Genomic DNA, 16,535 nt, shown 5'->3' with positions numbered 1-16,535 from the left:
TCTCCCAGCGCGCTGCGCCCGCGCCCCAGCCCGCGCCCGCGCGCGTGCGCGGGGGGGGGGGGGGGTGCGGGGGGGGCCGCGCCCCCCCCCCCACCACCTGCGGCATCAGACCCCGAAGGGGGCCGGATACGTGATCGTTCCCCGCGGGACCGGGACGGAACCGTCGAGCACCAGTGCCATCAGTGCCTCGTCCGGGACCTCGAAGGGCGCCCGGATCCCGAACCGGGAGGCCGGCACGAAGCCGAACCGCGGATAGTACGCCGGGTGGCCGAGGACGAGGACCAGCGCCTCCCCCCGCTCCCCGGCGGCCGTCAGCAGCGCCCGGACCACGGAGCTGCCCGCCCCCGAGCGCTGGACCGCCGGATCGGCGGCCACCGGGGCGAGGGCGAGCGCCGGCACCCCGTCGACCTCGCAGCGGGTCAGCAGGGCGTGCGCCGCGACCGAGCCGTCGGGGGCCTCGGCCACGTACGACAGGCCCGGCAACCAGGCGGGGTCGTCACGCAGTGCGTCCACGAGATCCGCTTCGAGCGGCGTGTCGAACGCCGCGAGGTGGACGGCCCGCACCGGGGCCCGGTCGGCGGCCGTCTCCGGCCGGGCCGGCCAGGCACCGCCGTCCCCGGCGGTCACCGGGCGCAGGACGTAGCCGGTGTAGCCGTACTCGTGGCCGTGCCGGGCCCGGACGCCGATCTCCTCACGGGCGCCGGCCAGCACGGCGGCCGTCGCCGGGTCCGGCTCGGCCCCGGCGGCAGCGCCGGCCCCGACCTCGTCGGCCCGTGCGCCGAGCGGGCCGTAGTACGCCTCCCAGTCGGAGTCGGGCAGGCGGTGGACGCCCAGCACCTGGTATCCGGCCGCCTGGGCGGCGGCGATGTTGCGGGCGGTGGAGCGCAGGTCCCCGTGCCGCTCCCAGAAGGCGCGGGCGCCGGCGGACGGCTCGTCGACGGTCCACTCGCACTCGGTGAGCACGAGGGTGCCGCCCGGCGCGAGCAGCCGCTTCCAGCGGGCGAGTGCCTCGTCGAAGCCGAGGACATAGGCGGAGCCCTCCGCCCAGACGAGGTCGAAGGACCCGTCGGCGTGGGGGAGTGCGCCCATGTCGGCGTGGAGGGGGTGGACGCGGCCGTCGAGCCCGCGCTCCGCCGCCGCGGCGCGCAGCTCGTCGAGGAAGTCCTCGTGCAGGTCGACGGCGGTCACCTCGGCGCCCCGCGCGCCGGCCTCCGCGGCGAGCAGCAGGGCGCTGCGGCCGGGGCCGCAGCCGAGGTCGAGGACGCACGGCCGCTCGGGCAGCGGTCCGCACAGGGAGAGCAGGTGCCGGGTGGTCGCGTCGGAGCCGGGAGCCTGCCGGGGCAGGCCGCGGTGCAGGGCGAAGAACGCGGACGCGAGTGCGGAAGGAGAAAGGGAAGGGGAAGGGGAACCAGAGTGCTTGGTCAACGTGAACCCTTGGTGAGAGGGCCCCGGCCGATGGACCGGATCGTGGTGATCAGGCCCGGCCGGCAGCCCGGAGGAAGGTGGGGACGAACCGGAGTGCGCTGCGCTCGGCAGCGGCCGCTGCGACGGTCATCAACCCACCTCCTGTCACTCAGATCACTTGTGCCGTTCATATCACACGCGCTTGGCGTGAGCCGCCCCACTTTAACACCCGGACGGTTTGTAGGACCTCGACGCGATCACGGATGATGATGATCCCACCGGGCCCCGGAGTCCGGGATATTCGGCTTATCGGGGAGCAAACGGGTGGTGAACCCCGGATTCCGTTCATCCGATAGCCTCTGCCGACGTGCCGCCGCCCCGGCGCGGCGCCCGCTGCCTGTTCGCTGCAAGGAGTGAGTTCGTCTGTCGACCGTCATCCTTACCGGCCTGCCGGTCCCCGGATCACCGCTTAACGACGATCTGCGCTCCCTCGGCTTCGACGTCCACCCCGCCGCCGCGCCCGATGAGGCCGCCGCGGTGCTGGCCGGCGTACCCGCCGGGCAGCGGGTGGCCGTGGTGGACAGCGGCTTCGTCGGGCACGTCCACGCGCTGCGGCTCGCGCTGACCGACCCCCGCTTCGACGCCTGTGCCGTGCCCGGCGCCTTCACCGTCCAGCCCGCCGCCCGCGCGGCCCTGGACGCGGCCGTCGCGCTCCCGGCCGACGGCAGCGGCCCGTACGCGGACCGGCTCGCCGCCGCCGTCGAGGCCGGCGGGACCGCCGTCCAGCGGCCCGAGCTGGGCAGCCTCGTCGCCGCCGTCCCCGTCGACGGGGCCGAGCGCGAGGCGGCCGCCGCCGCGGTCGCCGCCGTGGACGACGAGGCCGTCCGGCTGCGCTCCGCCGTGAAGTCCCGCGACGGGTTCTTCACCACCTTCTTCATCAGCCCGTACTCCCGCTACATCGCCCGCTGGTGCGCCCGCCGCGGTCTGACCCCGAACCAGGTCACCACCGCCTCGCTGGTCACCGCCCTGGTGGCGGCCGGCTCCGCCGCCACCGGCGAGCGCTGGGGCTACGTCACCGCGGGCGTGCTGCTGCTGGTCTCCTTCGTCCTGGACTGCACCGACGGGCAGCTCGCCCGCTACTCCCTGCAGTACTCGACGATGGGCGCCTGGCTCGACGCGACCTTCGACCGGGCGAAGGAGTACTCCTTCTACGCGGGCCTCGCGCTCGGCGCCGCCCGCACCGGGGACGACGTCTGGGGCCTCGCCCTCGGCGCGATGATCCTGATGACCTGCCGGCACGTCGTGGACTTCTCCTTCAACGAGGCCAACCACGACGCCACCGCCAACACGAGCCCCACCGCCGCCCTCTCCGACCGGCTCGACAGCGTCGGCTGGACGGTCTGGGTGCGACGCATGATCATCCTCCCGATCGGCGAGCGCTGGGCGATGATCGCGGTGCTGACCGCGTTCACCACACCGCGGATCGTGTTCTACGCCCTGCTCGTCGGCTGCGCCTTCGGCGCGCTCTACACGACCGCGGGCCGCGTCCTGCGCTCCGTGACCCGCAAGGCCGTCCGCACCGACCGGGCCGCCGGGGCGCTGGCCGACCTCGCCGACTCCGGCCCGCTGGCCGAGTCCGTCGCCCGGTCCGCGGTCCGCCAGCCGCTCCGCCTGTTCTTCGCCGCGCTCGGCGCCGCACTGGTGGTCGGGGCCGCCTGGATCCAGCCCTACGGCAACTGGACCGTGACCATGTGCGCGCTGCTGTACGTGGTGATCAGCGGCAGCGTCGTCGCCACCCCGCTCAAGGGAGCCCTGGACTGGCTCCTTCCGCCGCTCTTCCGGGCAGCCGAGTACCTCACCGTCCTGGTGCTGGCTGTCAAGGCGGACGTCCCCGGGGCCCTCCCGGCCGCATTCGGACTGGTCGCGGCGGTCGCCTACCATCACTACGACACGGTCTACCGCATCCGCGGAGGCTCCGGCGCACCCCCGCGGTGGCTGGTGTGGACCATCGGCGGCCATGACGGCCGGGTCCTCCTGACCGTGGTCCTGGCCGCGGTCCTCGCCCGGGACGCGTTCCCCGTCGCGCTCACGGTCCTCGCCGTGTTCGTGGCACTCGTGGTGCTCGTGGAGAGCATCCGCTTCTGGGTCTCCTCCGGGGCACCCGCCGTACATGACGAAGGAGAACCAGCATGATCGGCCTTGTCCTCGCTGCCGGTGCCGGACGCCGCCTGCGTCCCTACACCGACACCCTGCCCAAGGCCCTCGTGCCCGTCGGCCCCGAAGGCGACGAGGAGAGCCTGACGGTCCTCGACCTGACCCTCGGCAACTTCGCCGCGGTCGGCCTCACCGAGGTCGCCGTCGTCGTCGGCTACCGCAAGGAGGCCGTCTACGCGCGCCAGGCCGCGCTGGAGGCCAAGTACGGGCTGAAGATCACGCTGATCGACAACGACAAGGCCGAGGAGTGGAACAACGCCTACTCCCTGTGGTGCGCCCGTGAGGTCCTGAAGCGGGGTGTGATCCTCGCCAACGGCGACACCGTCCACCCGGTCTCCGTCGAGCAGACCCTGCTCGCCGCCCGCGGCAACGGCCAGAAGATCATCCTCGCCCTCGACACGGTCAAGCAGCTGGCCGACGAGGAGATGAAGGTCATCACGGCCGACGGCCAGGGCGTCCGCAAGATCACCAAGCTGATGGACCCGGCCACCGCGACCGGTGAGTACATCGGCGTCACCCTGATCGAGCCCGAGGCGGCCGAGGCCCTGGCCGAGGCGCTCAAGACCACCTTCGAGCGGGACCCGGACCTCTACTACGAGGACGGCTACCAGCAGCTCGTCAACGACGGCTTCGTGGTCGACGTGGCCCCCATCGGCGACGTCAGGTGGGTCGAGATCGACAACCACGACGACCTCGCCAAGGGCCGGACGATCGCATGCCAGTACTGACGAGGCTCATCCCCTCACCCGTTGTCGTCGACATCAGCCGCGGTGCGATGGACAAGCTGGACGGCATCCTCGCCGACCAGCGGATCTCCGCCGCCGGCAAGCTGGCGATCGCGATCAGCGGCGGCTCCGGCCAGGTGCTGCGCGCCAAGCTGGAGCCCGCCCTGCCGCACGCCGACTGGTACCCGGTCGTCGACGGCACCATCGACTCCGCGGTCAAGCTCGCCGACGACATAAAGGGCCGCCGCTACGACGCGGTCGTGGGCCTGGGCGGCGGCAAGATCATCGACGTGGCGAAGTACGCCGCGGCGCGGGTCGGGCTGCCCATGGTGGCGATCGCCACCAACCTCTCCCACGACGGCATCTGCTCGCCCGTCGCGACCCTCGACAACGACAACGGCCGCGGCTCCTACGGGGTGCCCACGCCGATCGCGATGGTCATCGACCTCGACGTGATCCGGGAGGCCCCGGCGCGGTTCGTCCGCGCGGGCATCGGCGACGCCCTGTCCAACATCTCGTCGATCGCCGACTGGGAGCTGTCGCACCGGATCAACGGCGAGCACGTCGACGGCCTGGCCGCCGCCATGGCCCGGACCGCCGGGGAGTCGGTCCTGCGCCACCCCGGCGGCTGCGGGGACGACGAGTTCCTCACGGTGCTCGCCGAGGCGCTCGTCCTCACCGGCATCGCCATGTCGATCAGCGGCGACACCCGGCCCGCCTCCGGTGCCTGCCACGAGATCAGCCACGCCTTCGACCTGCTCTACCCCGGGCGCTCCGCGCTCCACGGCGAGCAGGTCGGCCTCGGTGCCGCCTTCGCGATGCACCTGCGGGGGGCGGCCGAGCAGTCCGGGCTGTTCGTCGAGGTGCTGCGCCGCCACGGGATGCCCGTCCTGCCCGCCGAGATCGGGTTCAGCGCGGACGAGTTCGTCGCCGCCGTGGAGTACGCCCCCCAGACCCGCCCGGGACGCTTCACGATCCTGGAGCACCTCAACCTGTCCGCCACCGACATCAGGGACGCGTACGCCGACTATGCCAAGACCATCCGTAGCTGAACTCCGGCCCGTCGTGCACCCGGCGGGCGTCAAGGACCGGCGCAGCGGCGAGCACTGGGGCGGCCGCCTCTACATGCGCGAGGTCTCCCTGCGCATCACCCGCCTCCTGGTCGGCACCAAGGTCACGCCCAACCAGCTGACCTACCTGATGACCCTGGCCGGTGTCCTGGCCGCCCCGGCCCTGCTGGTGCCGGGCATCTGGGGCGCCGTCCTCGGCGTCGTCATGGTCCAGCTGTACCTGCTGCTGGACTGCGTCGACGGCGAGGTCGCCCGCTGGAAGAAGCAGTACTCGCTCTCCGGCGTGTACCTGGACCGCGTCGGCGCCTACCTGTGCGACGCGGCCGTGCTCGTCGGCCTCGGCCTGCGCGCCGCGGACCTGTGGGGCGGCGGCCGGATCGACTGGCTGTGGGCCTTCCTCGGCACCCTCGCGGCGCTCGGCGCGATCCTGATCAAGGCCGAGACCGACCTGGTCGGCGTCGCCCGCCACCAGGCCGGCATGGCCCCGGTCAAGGAGGCCGCGGCCGAGCCGCGCTCGTCCGGCATGGCGCTCGCCCGCCGGGCGGCGTCCGCGCTGAAGTTCCACCGGCTGATCCTCGGCATCGAGGCGTCGCTGCTGGTCCTGGTGCTGGCCGTCGTGGACCAGATGCGGGGCGACCTGTTCTTCACGCGGCTCGGCGTGGCCGTCCTGGCCGGCATCGCGCTGCTGCAGACGGTGCTGCACCTGGTGTCCGTCCTCGTCTCCAGCAGGCTGCGGTGAGCGCCCCGCTGCGCGTCGGCGCGGTGATCATCACCATGGGCAACCGCCCCGACGAGCTGAAGGCGCTGATCGACTCCGTGGCCCGCCAGCAGGGCGACCCCGTCGAGGTCGTCGTCGTCGGCCAGGGCGTCGAGGTCGCCGGCCTCGCGGACCTGCCGGCGGACGTGCGCACCGTCACCCTGCCCGAGAACCTGGGCATCCCCGGCGGCCGCAACGTCGGCATCGAGGCCTTCGGCAGCGGCGACGGCTACGACGTCGACGTACTGCTCTTCCTCGACGACGACGGGCTGCTGGAGCGCACCGACACCGCCGAGCTGTGCCGGCAGGCCTTCACCGAGGACCCCGGGCTCGGGATCATCAGCTTCCGGATCGCCGACCCGGAGTCGGGCGAGACCCAGCGCCGGCACGTGCCCCGGCTGCGCGCCTCGGACCCGATGCGCTCCTCCCGCGTGACGACCTTCCTGGGCGGCGCCAACGCCGTGCGCACCTCGGTGCTCCAGCAGGTCGGGGGCCTGCCCGCGGAGTTCTTCTACGCGCACGAGGAGACCGACCTGGCCTGGCGGGCCCTCGACGCGGGGTGGTCGATCGACTACCGGGCGGACATGGTGCTGCTCCACCCGAAGACCGCCCCCTCCCGGCACGCGGTCTACCACCGTATGGTGGCCCGTAACCGGGTGTGGCTCGCCCGCCGCAACCTGCCCGCCCCGCTGGTGCCGGTCTACGTGGGCGTCTGGCTGCTGCTGACGCTCCTGCGCAGGCCCTCGGTCCCGGCCCTCAAGGCCTGGTTCGGCGGTTTCAAGGAGGGATGGACCACCCCCTGCGGTCCCCGGCGCCCCATGAGGTGGCGCACGGTCTGGCGGCTGACCCGGCTGGGGCGACCGCCTGTCATCTGACGCTCCGGTGTCTGAGAACATGGCGCGGTCACGGTCCGTGCGTCCCACGCCCGATGCCACCTACTGCCGCATCTTGAAGACGGAAAGTTTCAACTTGTGAGTGACACAACCCAGGATGGCGCCCTCGCCACGAGCAAGCCGCCGTCCGAAGACGCGGGGCTGTCCCCCGCCGAGCTCGCCAGAAAGTACGGCCTGTCCGTCAGCGGCGCCCGGCCCAGCCTCGCCGGATACGTACGGCAGCTGTGGGACCGGCGCCACTTCATCCTGGCGTTCTCCCGGGCCAAGCTGGTCGCTCAGTACAGCCAGGCCAAGCTCGGCCAGATCTGGCAGGTGGCGACGCCGCTGCTCAACGCGCTGGTCTACTACCTGGTCTTCGGCCTGATCATGAACGCGGGCCGCGGGATGGGGATCGACGTCTACATCCCCTTCCTGGTGATCGGCATCTTCGTCTTCACCTTCACCCAGAGCTCGCTGATGGCCGGCGTGCGCGCCATCCCGTCCAACCTCGGACTGGTCCGCGCCCTGCACTTCCCGCGCGCCTCCCTGCCGATCTCCTTCTCGATGCAGCAGCTCCAGCAGCTCCTGTACTCGATGATCGTGGTGTTCGTCACCGTGGTCGCGTTCGGCAACTACCCGCGGCTGTCCTGGCTGCTGGTCCTGCCGGTGCTGGTGCTGCAGTTCGTCTTCAACACCGGCCTCGCCCTGATCTTCGCGCGGATGGGTGCCAAGACCCCGGACCTCGCGCAGCTGATGCCGTTCCTGACGCGCACCTGGATGTACGCCTCCGGCGTGATGTTCTCCATCAAGGAGATGCTCCACGACAAGCCCGCGTGGATCGCGGACGTGCTCCAGTGGAACCCGGCGGCGATCTACATGGACCTGATCCGCTTCGCCCTGATCGACGGCTACGGCCGAGAGAACCTGCCGCCGCACGTCTGGGCCTTCGCCCTCGGCTGGTCCGTCCTGATCGGCGTCGGCGGATTCGTGTACTTCTGGAAGGCTGAGGAGCGTTACGGCCGTGGCTGAGAACAACAGGGGACGTGTCCCCACCGTCATCGCCGACGGCGTCCACATCGTCTACCGCGTCAACACCGGCAGCTCCGGCAAGGGCAGCGCCACCGCGGCGCTGAGCAAGATACTCCGCAGGGGCAAGGGCGACGCGCCGGGCGTCCGGCGGGTCCACGCCGTGCGCGGTGTGTCGTTCACCGCCTACCGCGGCGAGGCCATCGGCCTGATCGGCTCCAACGGTTCCGGCAAGTCCACCCTGCTGCGCGCCATCGCCGGCCTGCTGCCCTGCGAGGAGGGCAAGGTCTACACCGACGGCCAGCCCTCGCTGCTGGGTGTCAACGCGGCGCTGATGAACGACCTCACCGGCGAGCGCAACGTGGTCCTCGGCGGTCTGGCCATGGGCATGAGCCGCGAGCAGATCCAAGAGCGCTACCAGGACATCGTCGACTTCTCGGGCATCAACGAGAAGGGCGACTTCATCTCCCTGCCGATGCGCACGTACTCCTCCGGCATGGCCGCGCGCCTGCGCTTCTCCATCGCGGCCGCCAAGGACCACGACGTACTGATGATCGACGAGGCGCTGGCCACCGGTGACCGCAAGTTCCAGGTGCGCTCCGAGGACCGCATCCGCGAGCTGCGCAAGCAGGCGGGCACCGTCTTCCTGGTGAGCCACAACAACAAGTCCATCCGGGACACCTGCGACCGCGTCCTGTGGCTGGAGAAGGGTGAGCTGCTGATGGACGGGCCCACCGAAGAGGTCGTCTCGGCCTACGAGAAGGCGACCGGTCACTGACCGCCGGCACCGCAGGCCCCCGTCGCCCCGTGCGGCGGGGGCCTCGGCCTGTCCCCCCCGCGCGTCCGGGTGTTGACCCGGCGTGTCTGACGGGGGCGCGTCCGGGGCAATTCGGGCCGACATTCGGTACCGGTGCGAATACCCCGGAAGGTTCCGCGGGGTTGTACAGCGTAAGCTGGGGCGGCCCTGAACCGCGGCAAGAGGGGACGATTCCCCGCAGGTGAACGGCCTGGGACAGCCCGGGGAAAGTCCGGCGGCGTGTCCGAAATAGGATGTATTGCGTCGGCAGTGTAGAACGGGAGATGTGACGGCAATGGCTACGGGAATTCTCCGGCCCCCAGGCATTACGGCCGTCCGCGCCGCGGGCGGCGGGCGGTGACCCCGGCGCACGGCATCCGTCCCCGGCAGATCCCGGCCCCCGACGCCCACGCGCGCGCCACCCTCGGCAAGGCCCGGACGGAGAACTTCCCCGTAGCCCCCGCCTTCCTGCCCCGCGCCTGGCGCGACGGGCTGATGGCGGTGTACGGCTACGCCCGCCTCGTCGACGACATCGGCGACGGCGACCTCGCCCCCGGCGGCCACGACGCCGTCCTCCTCGGCCTCGACCCAGCCGCCGCCGACGACCGGCTCGCCATGCTCGACGCCTTCGAGGCCGACCTGGGGCGGGTCTTCGGCTCGACCGACGGCGGCCCCCGCCATCCCCTCCTCCAGGCCCTGCAGCCCGTGGTCCGCGCCCACGGCCTCACCCCCGAGCCGTTCCTCGGCCTCATCGCCGCGAACCGCCAGGACCAGCACGTCAGCCGCTACGCGACGCACGGCGACCTGCTCGCCTACTGCGAGCTCTCCGCGAACCCCGTGGGCCGCCTCGTCCTCGCCCTCACCGGCACCGCCACCCCCGAGCGGATCCGCCGCTCCGACGCCATCTGCACCGCCCTGCAGATCATCGAACACGTCCAGGACGTCGCCGAGGACCTCGACCGGAACCGGATCTACCTCCCGACCGAGGACCTCCGCCGCTTCCACGTGGCCGAAACCGACCTCAAGGCCCCCACCGCCGGCGCCTCCGTACGCTCCCTCATCGCCTACGAGGCCGCCCGCGCCCGGGACCTCCTGGACGCCGGCACCCCCCTCGTGGGCAGCGTCGACGGCCGGCTCCGGCTCCTGCTCGCCGGCTTCGTCGGCGGTGGTCGCGCCGCCCTGCGCGCCGTCGCCGGCGCCGGCTTCGACGTACTGTCCGGCCCGCCGCGGCCCACCCGGAGCGGCCTGCTCCGCGAGGTGGCCGCCGTCCTGCGCACCGCGCCGAGAAAGGGGTGAGCCCGACCGTGGAGGGTTCCGCACACACGACCGCGCCGTCCGCGCCGGTCCAGGCGGCCTACAGCTACTGCGAGGCCGTCACCGGCGCGCAGGCGCGCAACTTCGCGTACGGCATCCGGCTGCTGCCCACCGACAAGCGCCAGGCCATGTCCGCCCTGTACGCCTTCTCCCGGCGCGTCGACGACATCGGCGACGGCACGCTCCCGGCCGACGCCAAGCTCACCCGCCTGGAGGAGACCCGGGCCCTGCTCGGCCGGATCCGCGACGGGCAGGTCGACGAGGACGACACCGACCCCGTCGCCGTCGCCCTCACCCACGCCGCGCGCCGCTTCCCCATCCCGCTCGGCGGCCTCGACGAGCTCATCGACGGCGTGCTGATGGACGTCCGCGGCGAGACCTACGAGACCTGGGAGGACCTGGAGGTCTACTGCCGCTGCGTCGCCGGGGCCATCGGACGGCTCTCCCTCGGCGTGTTCGGCACGGCGGCCGGCGCGGTCGAAGCCGGGCGCGCGAGCGACTACGCCGACACCCTCGGCCTCGCCCTCCAGCTCACCAACATCCTGCGCGACGTCCGCGAGGACGCCGGCAACGGGCGCACCTACCTGCCCACCGAGGACCTCACCAAGTTCGGCTGCGACGAGGGCTTCGCCGACGGCCGGCTCCCCGCCGGAGCCGACTTCGCCGGCCTCGTCCACCACGAAGTCCGGCGCGCCCGGGCCCTGTTCGCCGAGGGCTACCGGCTGCTGCCGATGCTCGACCGGCGCAGCGGCGCCTGCGTCGCCGCGATGGCCGGCATCTACCGCCGCCTCCTCGACCGCATCGAACGCGAACCCGAGGCGGTGCTCCGCGGCCGGGTCTCCCTGCCCCCGCACGAGAAGGCGTACGTCGCCGTGCGCGGCCTGTCCGGCCTCGACGCGCGGACCGTCTCGCGCCAACGCACCAGGAGGGCGATGTGACCGCCACCGCGCACCACGCCGTGGTCGTCGGCGGCGGTCTCGCCGGCGTCACCACCGCCCTGGAACTCGCCGACGCCGGCGTGCGCGTCACCCTCCTGGAGGGCCGGCCCCGACTCGGCGGCCTCGCCTTCTCCTTCAAGCGCGGCGACCTCACCGTCGACAACGGCCAGCACGTCTACCTGCGCTGCTGCACCGCCTACCGGTGGTTCCTCGACCGCATCGACGGCGCCGCCCTCGCCCCGCTCCAGGACCGGCTCGACGTCCCCGTCCTCGACGTCGGCCACCCCCGCGGGCCGCGCCTGGGCCGGCTCCGCCGCAGCGCCCTGCCCGTCCCGCTGCACCTGGCCGGATCGCTGGCCCGCTACCCGCACCTCTCGCTCGCCGAGCGGGCCGCCGTGGGGCGCGCCGCCCTCGCCCTGCGCGGCCTGGACCCCGCGGACCCGGCCCTGGACGGGCTGGACTTCGCGACCTGGCTCGGCCGCCACGGCCAGAGCCCGCGCACCGTCGAGGCCCTGTGGAACCTCATCGGCATCGCCACGCTCAACGCCACCGCCGAGCACTCCTCCCTCGGACTGGCTGCCATGGTCTTCAAGACCGGCCTGCTCTCCGAGAGCGGCGCCGCCGACATCGGCTGGGCCCGGGTCCCCCTCGGCGACCTCCACGACACCCTCGCCCGCACCGCGCTCGACGCCGCCGGCGTACGGACCGCACTGCGCACCCGCGTCACCTCCATCGCCCGCACGCAGGACGGGAACTGGCAGGTCGCCACCGAGTCCGAGACCCTCGACGCCGACACCGTCGTGCTCGCCGTCCCGCAGCGCGAGGCCCACGGGCTGCTCCCGCCCGGCGCGCTCGCCGACCCCGACAAACTGCTGGACATCGGCACCGCGCCCATCCTCAACGTCCACGTCGTCTACGACCGCAAGGTCCTGCGCCGCCCCTTCTTCGCCGCGCTCGGCACCCCCGTCCAGTGGGTCTTCGACCGCACGGAGTCCTCCGGGCTACCCGACGGCGGCCAGTACCTGGCCCTGTCCCAGTCGGTCGCCCAGAACGACATCGACGAGCCCGTGACCGTCCTGCGCCACAAGTACCTGCCCGAGCTGGAGCGGCTGCTGCCCGCGGCACGCGGCGCCAAGGTGCGCGACTTCTTCGTCACCCGGGAGCGCACCGCCACGTTCGCCCCCACCCCCGGCGTCGGCCGGCTGCGCCCCGGGGCGTGCACCGACACGCCGGGTCTCTATCTCGCCGGTGCGTGGACCGCCACCGGCTGGCCCGCGACCATGGAGAGTGCCGTCCGGAGCGGCCTGAGCGCGGCCCACGCCGCGCTCGCCGCGCTCGGCCGCCACCGGGCCCACCCCTTGCAGGAGGCGGCATGACGATCATCAGCACCACCGGCACAGCACGCACGGAGAACAGAGGAGAGCCAGTGAACCCGGGGAATCCGGCCGTCGAGAACACGGAAGCCGGTAACAGAGCGGCGGCAGCGACGCAGACGGAGGTCGCGGACACCCTCGCCCTCCTCGAACGCGGCCGCACCCTGTCCACTCCTGCACTGCGCGCCGCGGTGGAGCGGCTCGCGGCGCCCATGGACACCGTCGCCGCCTACCACTTCGGCTGGATCGACGCCCAGGGCAACCCCGCGGACGGCGACGGCGGCAAGGCCGTCCGCCCCGCCCTCGCACTGCTGTCCGCCGAGGCCGCCGGGGCCCCCGCCGAGGTGGGCATCCCCGGTGCGGTCGCCGTCGAACTCGTCCACAACTTCTCGCTGCTGCACGACGACCTGATGGACGGCGACGAGCAGCGCCGCCACCGCGACACGGTGTGGAAGGTCCACGGCCCGGCCCAGGCCATCCTCGTCGGCGACGCGCTGTTCGCCCTCGCCAACGAGGTGCTCCTGGAGCTCGGCACCGTCGAGGCGGGCCGTGCCACCCGCCGCCTGACCACCGCCAGCCGCAAGCTCATCGACGGCCAGGCCCAGGACATCTCCTACGAGCACCGCGAGCGCGTCAGCGTCGAGGAGTGCCTGGAGATGGAGGGCAACAAGACCGGCGCCCTGCTCGCCTGCGCGATCTCCATCGGCGCCGTCCTCGGCGGCGCGGACGACCGCACGGCCGACAAGCTGGAGGAGTACGGCTACCACCTCGGCCTCGCCTTCCAGGCCGTCGACGACCTCCTCGGCATCTGGGGCGACCCGGAGTCCACCGGCAAGCAGACCTGGAGCGACCTGCGCCAGCGCAAGAAGTCCCTGCCGGTCGTCGCCGCCCTCGCGGCGGGCGGCCCCGCCGCCGAGAAGCTCGGCAAGCTGCTCGCCGCCGACGCCAAGAGCAACGACTTCGAGAACTTCTCGGAGGAGGAGTTCGCGGCCCGCGCCGCCCTCATCGAAGAGGCGGGCGGCCGGGAGTGGACCGCCGAGGAGGCGCGCCGCCAGCATGCCATCGCCGTCCGCGCCCTCGACGACGTCGACATGCCCCAGCGGGTGCGCGAACAGCTCGTCGCCCTCGCCGACTTCGTCGTCGTACGCAAGAGGTGATCGCCGCCTTCGTCACCCGGGTACGGATATGACGCGCGAGTCGCCGCCCGGCGCCACCAGCCCGTAGCGCCGGCCGACGGCAGACCCCAGCACAGCAGAAGCACGAGCCACTGCACGTTAAGGGGAAGCCATGACAGCGACGACCGACGGCGCCGGCCCCCGCGGTGCCGATCCGGATGACACCACCGCCACCGCAGTCGGCGCCGCGGCGACCGCCGCAGCCGCGACCGGTGCCGCGACCGCCGCCGCAGCCGCGACCACGGTCTCGACCGCGACTGCGGCTGCGGCGCCGCCCGGTGTCCGCGAGGCCGTCGAGCGCGCCACACGGCACCTGCTCCGGCAGCAGGACCCGGCCGGCTGGTGGAAGGGCGACCTGGAGACCAACGTCACCATGGACGCCGAGGACCTGCTGCTGCGCCAGTTCCTCGGCATCCGCGACGAGGCCACCACCCGGGCCGCGGCCCGGCACATCCGCGGCGAACAGCGCCCCGACGGGACCTGGGCCACCTTCCACGGCGGACCGCCCGAACTCTCCGCCACCATCGAGGCGTACGTCGCCCTGCGCCTGGCCGGAGACGCCCCCGACGCCCCGCACATGGCCCGCGCCTCCGCCTGGATCCGCGCCCACGGGGGGATCGCCGCAGCCCGCGTCTTCACCCGGATCTGGCTCGCGCTCTTCGGCTGGTGGAGCTGGGACCACCTCCCCGAACTCCCGCCCGAACTGGTCTTCCTGCCGCCCTGGGTGCCGCTGAACATCTACGACTTCGGCTGCTGGGCCCGCCAGACCATCGTCCCGCTGACCGTGGTCTGCGCGCACCGACCCGTGCGCCCCGCCCCCTTCGCCCTGGACGAGCTGCACACCGACGCCCGCCGCCCGGTGCCCGCCGGACGGCTCGCCCCGCTCGGCACCTGGTACGGGCTCTTCCAGCGCATGGACAAGGTCCTGCACGTCTACCGCCGGTTCGCCCCCCGCCCGCTGCGTGCGGCGGCCATGGCCACCGCCGGCCGCTGGATCATCGAGCGGCAGGAGAACGACGGCTGCTGGGGCGGGATCCAGCCGCCCGCCGTGTACTCCCTCATCGCCCTGCACCTGCTCGGCTACGACCTGGGGCACCCCGTGATGCGGGCCGGCCTGGAATCCCTGGACCGCTTCGCCGTCTGGCGCGAGGACACCGCCCCGGGCCCCGACGGCCGGCCGGGCGACGCGGGACCCGTCCGGATGGTCGAGGCCTGCCAGTCCCCGGTCTGGGACACCTGCCTCGCCGCCATCGCCCTCGCCGACGCGGGGTTGCCGCCCGACCACCCGGCGCTGGTGAAGGCGGCCGACTGGATGCTGGACGAGGAGATCACCCGGACCGGCGACTGGGCGGTGCGCCGGCCCGGACTCGCCCCCGGCGGCTGGGCGTTCGAGTTCCACAACGACACCTACCCCGACATCGACGACACCGCCGAGGTCGTCCTCGCACTGCGCCGGATCCGGCACTCCGACCCGGGCCGGGCCGAGGCCGCCATCGCCCGGGCCGTCTCCTGGACCCTCGGCATGCAGTCGAGGAACGGCGCCTGGGGCGCCTTCGACGCGGACAACACCAGCCCCCTGCCCAACCGCCTTCCGTTCTGCGACTTCGGCGAGGTCGTCGACCCTCCCTCGGCCGACGTCACCGCCCACGTGGTGGAGATGCTCGCCGTGGAGGGCCGGGCCGCCGACCCGCGGGCCCGGCGCGGCATCGCCTGGCTCCTCGCCGAACAAGAGCCGAACGGAAGCTGGTTCGGCCGCTGGGGCACCAACTACGTGTACGGGACCGGGTCGGTGGTACCGGCACTGGTCGTGGCGGGCATCGCCCCCGGCCACCCGGCGGTCCGGCGGGCCGTGGCCTGGCTGGAATCCGTACAGAACGACGACGGGGGCTGGGGCGAGGACCAGCGCTCCTACCGGGACCCGGCCGCCTGGGCGGGACGCGGCGACTCCACCGCCTCGCAGACCGCATGGGCGCTGATGGCCCTGCTCGCGGCGGGGGAGCGCGACGGCCGGGCCGTCGAACGGGGCATCTCCTACCTGACCGGGACCCAGCTGGCGGACGGCTCCTGGGACGAGCCGCACTTCACGGGCACCGGCTTCCCCTGGGACTTCTCCATCAACTACCACCTGTACCGGCAGGTGTTCCCCCTCACCGCGCTCGGCCGTTACCTGCACGGGGACCCCTTCGCGCCCGGGACGCCCTGATGGCCGCCGCCCAGCCCGGTGCCCCCCGGCCCCGGCCGCTGCTGGTCGCCTGCGCCCTGCGCATCGAGCGGGCCGCCCTGCGCAGCGGCGGCGCTCACGGCGCCCCCCTCGGCTACACGGTCCTGCGCACCGGGATGGGGCCGCGCGCCGCCGAGCGGGCCGTCCTGCGGGCCCTCGCCGCACCGGGCTCGGAGGGGGCCGCCGTCCTCGCCACCGGGTTCTGCGCCGGGCTGGTCCCGGGCATGCACCCGGGCGACCTGGTCGTCGCCGAGGAGACCCGCGACCCGCGGGGCACCGTCGCCTGTGCGGGAACGTCCCTGCTCGCCGAGGCACTGGCCCGGACCGCCCCCGGCCGGACCGTGCACACGGGCACGCTGACCGGATCCGACCGGGTCGTACGGGGCCAGGAGCGCGCCCGGCTGCGCGCCACCGGCGCCATCGGCGTCGACATGGAATCGGCGGCCACCCTGTGGACGGCCGTCCGGGCCGCCCCGCCCGGTGCGCACCGCCCGGTTGCCGCCGTCCGGGTGGTCGTGGACGCCCCGGAGCACGAGCTCGTCCGTATCGGCACGGTCCGCGGTGGAATATCGGCCTTCCGCGTACTGCGTGCCGTACTGCCCGCGTTCTATGACTGGCACCGTTCTTTGCCGCTCCCCAGGAGGTGAGCC

General features: G+C 73.3%; 14 protein-coding genes. 13 read left to right on the top strand and 1 reads right to left on the bottom strand.

What is annotated here, in order from left to right; translation table 11 throughout:
* Window positions 1-105: 105 nt before the first annotated feature.
* Entirely contained in the window at window positions 106-1,425 is a 1,320-nt protein-coding gene (locus tag ACFVGY_RS17185; protein ID WP_385677509.1) for a methyltransferase domain-containing protein, read from the bottom strand.
* A gap of 402 nt (window positions 1,426-1,827) precedes the next feature.
* Between ACFVGY_RS17185 and ACFVGY_RS17180 the strand changes: the two genes are divergently transcribed.
* From ACFVGY_RS17180 to ACFVGY_RS17120, 13 genes are all read left to right on the top strand, one after another.
* Window positions 1,828-3,597 (top strand): DUF5941 domain-containing protein, encoded by a 1,770-nt coding sequence (locus tag ACFVGY_RS17180; RefSeq protein WP_385677579.1) that lies wholly within the window; start codon window positions 1,828-1,830, stop codon window positions 3,595-3,597.
* Complete coding sequence (locus ACFVGY_RS17175) at window positions 3,594-4,346, top strand: sugar phosphate nucleotidyltransferase (RefSeq protein WP_385677506.1); 753 nt, start codon at window positions 3,594-3,596, stop codon at window positions 4,344-4,346. Before ACFVGY_RS17180 ends, ACFVGY_RS17175 begins: the two co-directional genes overlap by 4 nt.
* Window positions 4,334-5,395: an iron-containing alcohol dehydrogenase family protein gene (locus ACFVGY_RS17170; protein ID WP_385677503.1), complete on the top strand. Its 1,062-nt coding sequence runs from the start codon at window positions 4,334-4,336 to the stop codon at window positions 5,393-5,395. Before ACFVGY_RS17175 ends, ACFVGY_RS17170 begins: the two co-directional genes overlap by 13 nt.
* Window positions 5,373-6,152 (top strand): CDP-alcohol phosphatidyltransferase family protein, encoded by a 780-nt coding sequence (locus tag ACFVGY_RS17165; RefSeq protein ID WP_385677500.1) that lies wholly within the window; start codon window positions 5,373-5,375, stop codon window positions 6,150-6,152. The genes ACFVGY_RS17170 and ACFVGY_RS17165 overlap by 23 nt, the downstream gene beginning before the upstream one ends.
* Window positions 6,149-7,045 (top strand): glycosyltransferase family 2 protein, encoded by an 897-nt coding sequence (locus tag ACFVGY_RS17160; RefSeq protein ID WP_385677497.1) that lies wholly within the window; start codon window positions 6,149-6,151, stop codon window positions 7,043-7,045. The genes ACFVGY_RS17165 and ACFVGY_RS17160 overlap by 4 nt, the downstream gene beginning before the upstream one ends.
* A gap of 96 nt (window positions 7,046-7,141) precedes the next feature.
* The gene (locus tag ACFVGY_RS17155) at window positions 7,142-8,071 is read left to right on the top strand and encodes an ABC transporter permease (RefSeq protein WP_385677494.1); all 930 of its coding nucleotides are present in this window, start codon (window positions 7,142-7,144) and stop codon (window positions 8,069-8,071) included.
* Entirely contained in the window at window positions 8,064-8,846 is a 783-nt protein-coding gene (locus ACFVGY_RS17150) for an ABC transporter ATP-binding protein (RefSeq protein WP_385677491.1), read from the top strand. Before ACFVGY_RS17155 ends, ACFVGY_RS17150 begins: the two co-directional genes overlap by 8 nt.
* Window positions 8,847-9,221: 375 nt before the next feature.
* Window positions 9,222-10,160: a squalene synthase HpnC gene (hpnC, locus tag ACFVGY_RS17145; RefSeq protein ID WP_385677489.1), complete on the top strand. Its 939-nt coding sequence runs from the start codon at window positions 9,222-9,224 to the stop codon at window positions 10,158-10,160.
* On the top strand, window positions 10,157-11,116 hold the full coding sequence (gene hpnD / locus ACFVGY_RS17140; protein ID WP_385677487.1) for a presqualene diphosphate synthase HpnD: 960 nt from the start codon (window positions 10,157-10,159) through the stop codon (window positions 11,114-11,116). The genes hpnC and hpnD overlap by 4 nt, the downstream gene beginning before the upstream one ends.
* Window positions 11,113-12,492 carry a hydroxysqualene dehydroxylase HpnE gene (hpnE, locus tag ACFVGY_RS17135; protein ID WP_385677485.1) on the top strand — a complete coding sequence of 460 codons (1,380 nt, stop codon included), beginning with the start codon at window positions 11,113-11,115 and terminating at the stop codon, window positions 12,490-12,492. Before hpnD ends, hpnE begins: the two co-directional genes overlap by 4 nt.
* A 50-nt stretch (window positions 12,493-12,542) precedes the next feature.
* Complete coding sequence (locus tag ACFVGY_RS17130; protein ID WP_385677576.1) at window positions 12,543-13,646, top strand: polyprenyl synthetase family protein; 1,104 nt, start codon at window positions 12,543-12,545, stop codon at window positions 13,644-13,646.
* Window positions 13,647-13,776: 130 nt separating this feature from the next.
* Window positions 13,777-15,867, top strand: coding sequence for a squalene--hopene cyclase (gene shc, locus ACFVGY_RS17125; protein WP_385677482.1), 2,091 nt, complete (start codon window positions 13,777-13,779; stop codon window positions 15,865-15,867).
* On the top strand, window positions 15,867-16,532 hold the full coding sequence (locus ACFVGY_RS17120; protein WP_385677479.1) for a 1-hydroxy-2-methyl-2-butenyl 4-diphosphate reductase: 666 nt from the start codon (window positions 15,867-15,869) through the stop codon (window positions 16,530-16,532). Before shc ends, ACFVGY_RS17120 begins: the two co-directional genes overlap by 1 nt.
* Window positions 16,533-16,535 lie beyond the last annotated feature (3 nt).

It is taken from the genome of Streptomyces sp. NPDC127106, from assembly GCF_042677605.1.
Lineage (GTDB): Bacteria > Actinomycetota > Actinomycetes > Streptomycetales > Streptomycetaceae > Streptomyces.
The sequence above is the reverse complement of the archived record's forward strand: the minus strand, read 5'-3'. Positions and strand labels throughout refer to the sequence as shown.

Bases quoted from the DNA above. Each gene is read 5' to 3' on its own strand.
- ACFVGY_RS17165 (WP_385677500.1), top strand. From the start codon at position 5,373: ATGCCAAGACCATCCGTAGCTGAACTCCGGCCCGTCGTGCACCCGGCG.
- ACFVGY_RS17170 (WP_385677503.1), top strand. From the start codon at position 4,334: ATGCCAGTACTGACGAGGCTCATCCCCTCACCCGTTGTCGTCGACATC.
- shc (WP_385677482.1), top strand. From the start codon at position 13,777: ATGACAGCGACGACCGACGGCGCCGGCCCCCGCGGTGCCGATCCGGAT.
- ACFVGY_RS17120 (WP_385677479.1), top strand. From the start codon at position 15,867: ATGGCCGCCGCCCAGCCCGGTGCCCCCCGGCCCCGGCCGCTGCTGGTC.
- ACFVGY_RS17175 (WP_385677506.1), top strand. From the start codon at position 3,594: ATGATCGGCCTTGTCCTCGCTGCCGGTGCCGGACGCCGCCTGCGTCCC.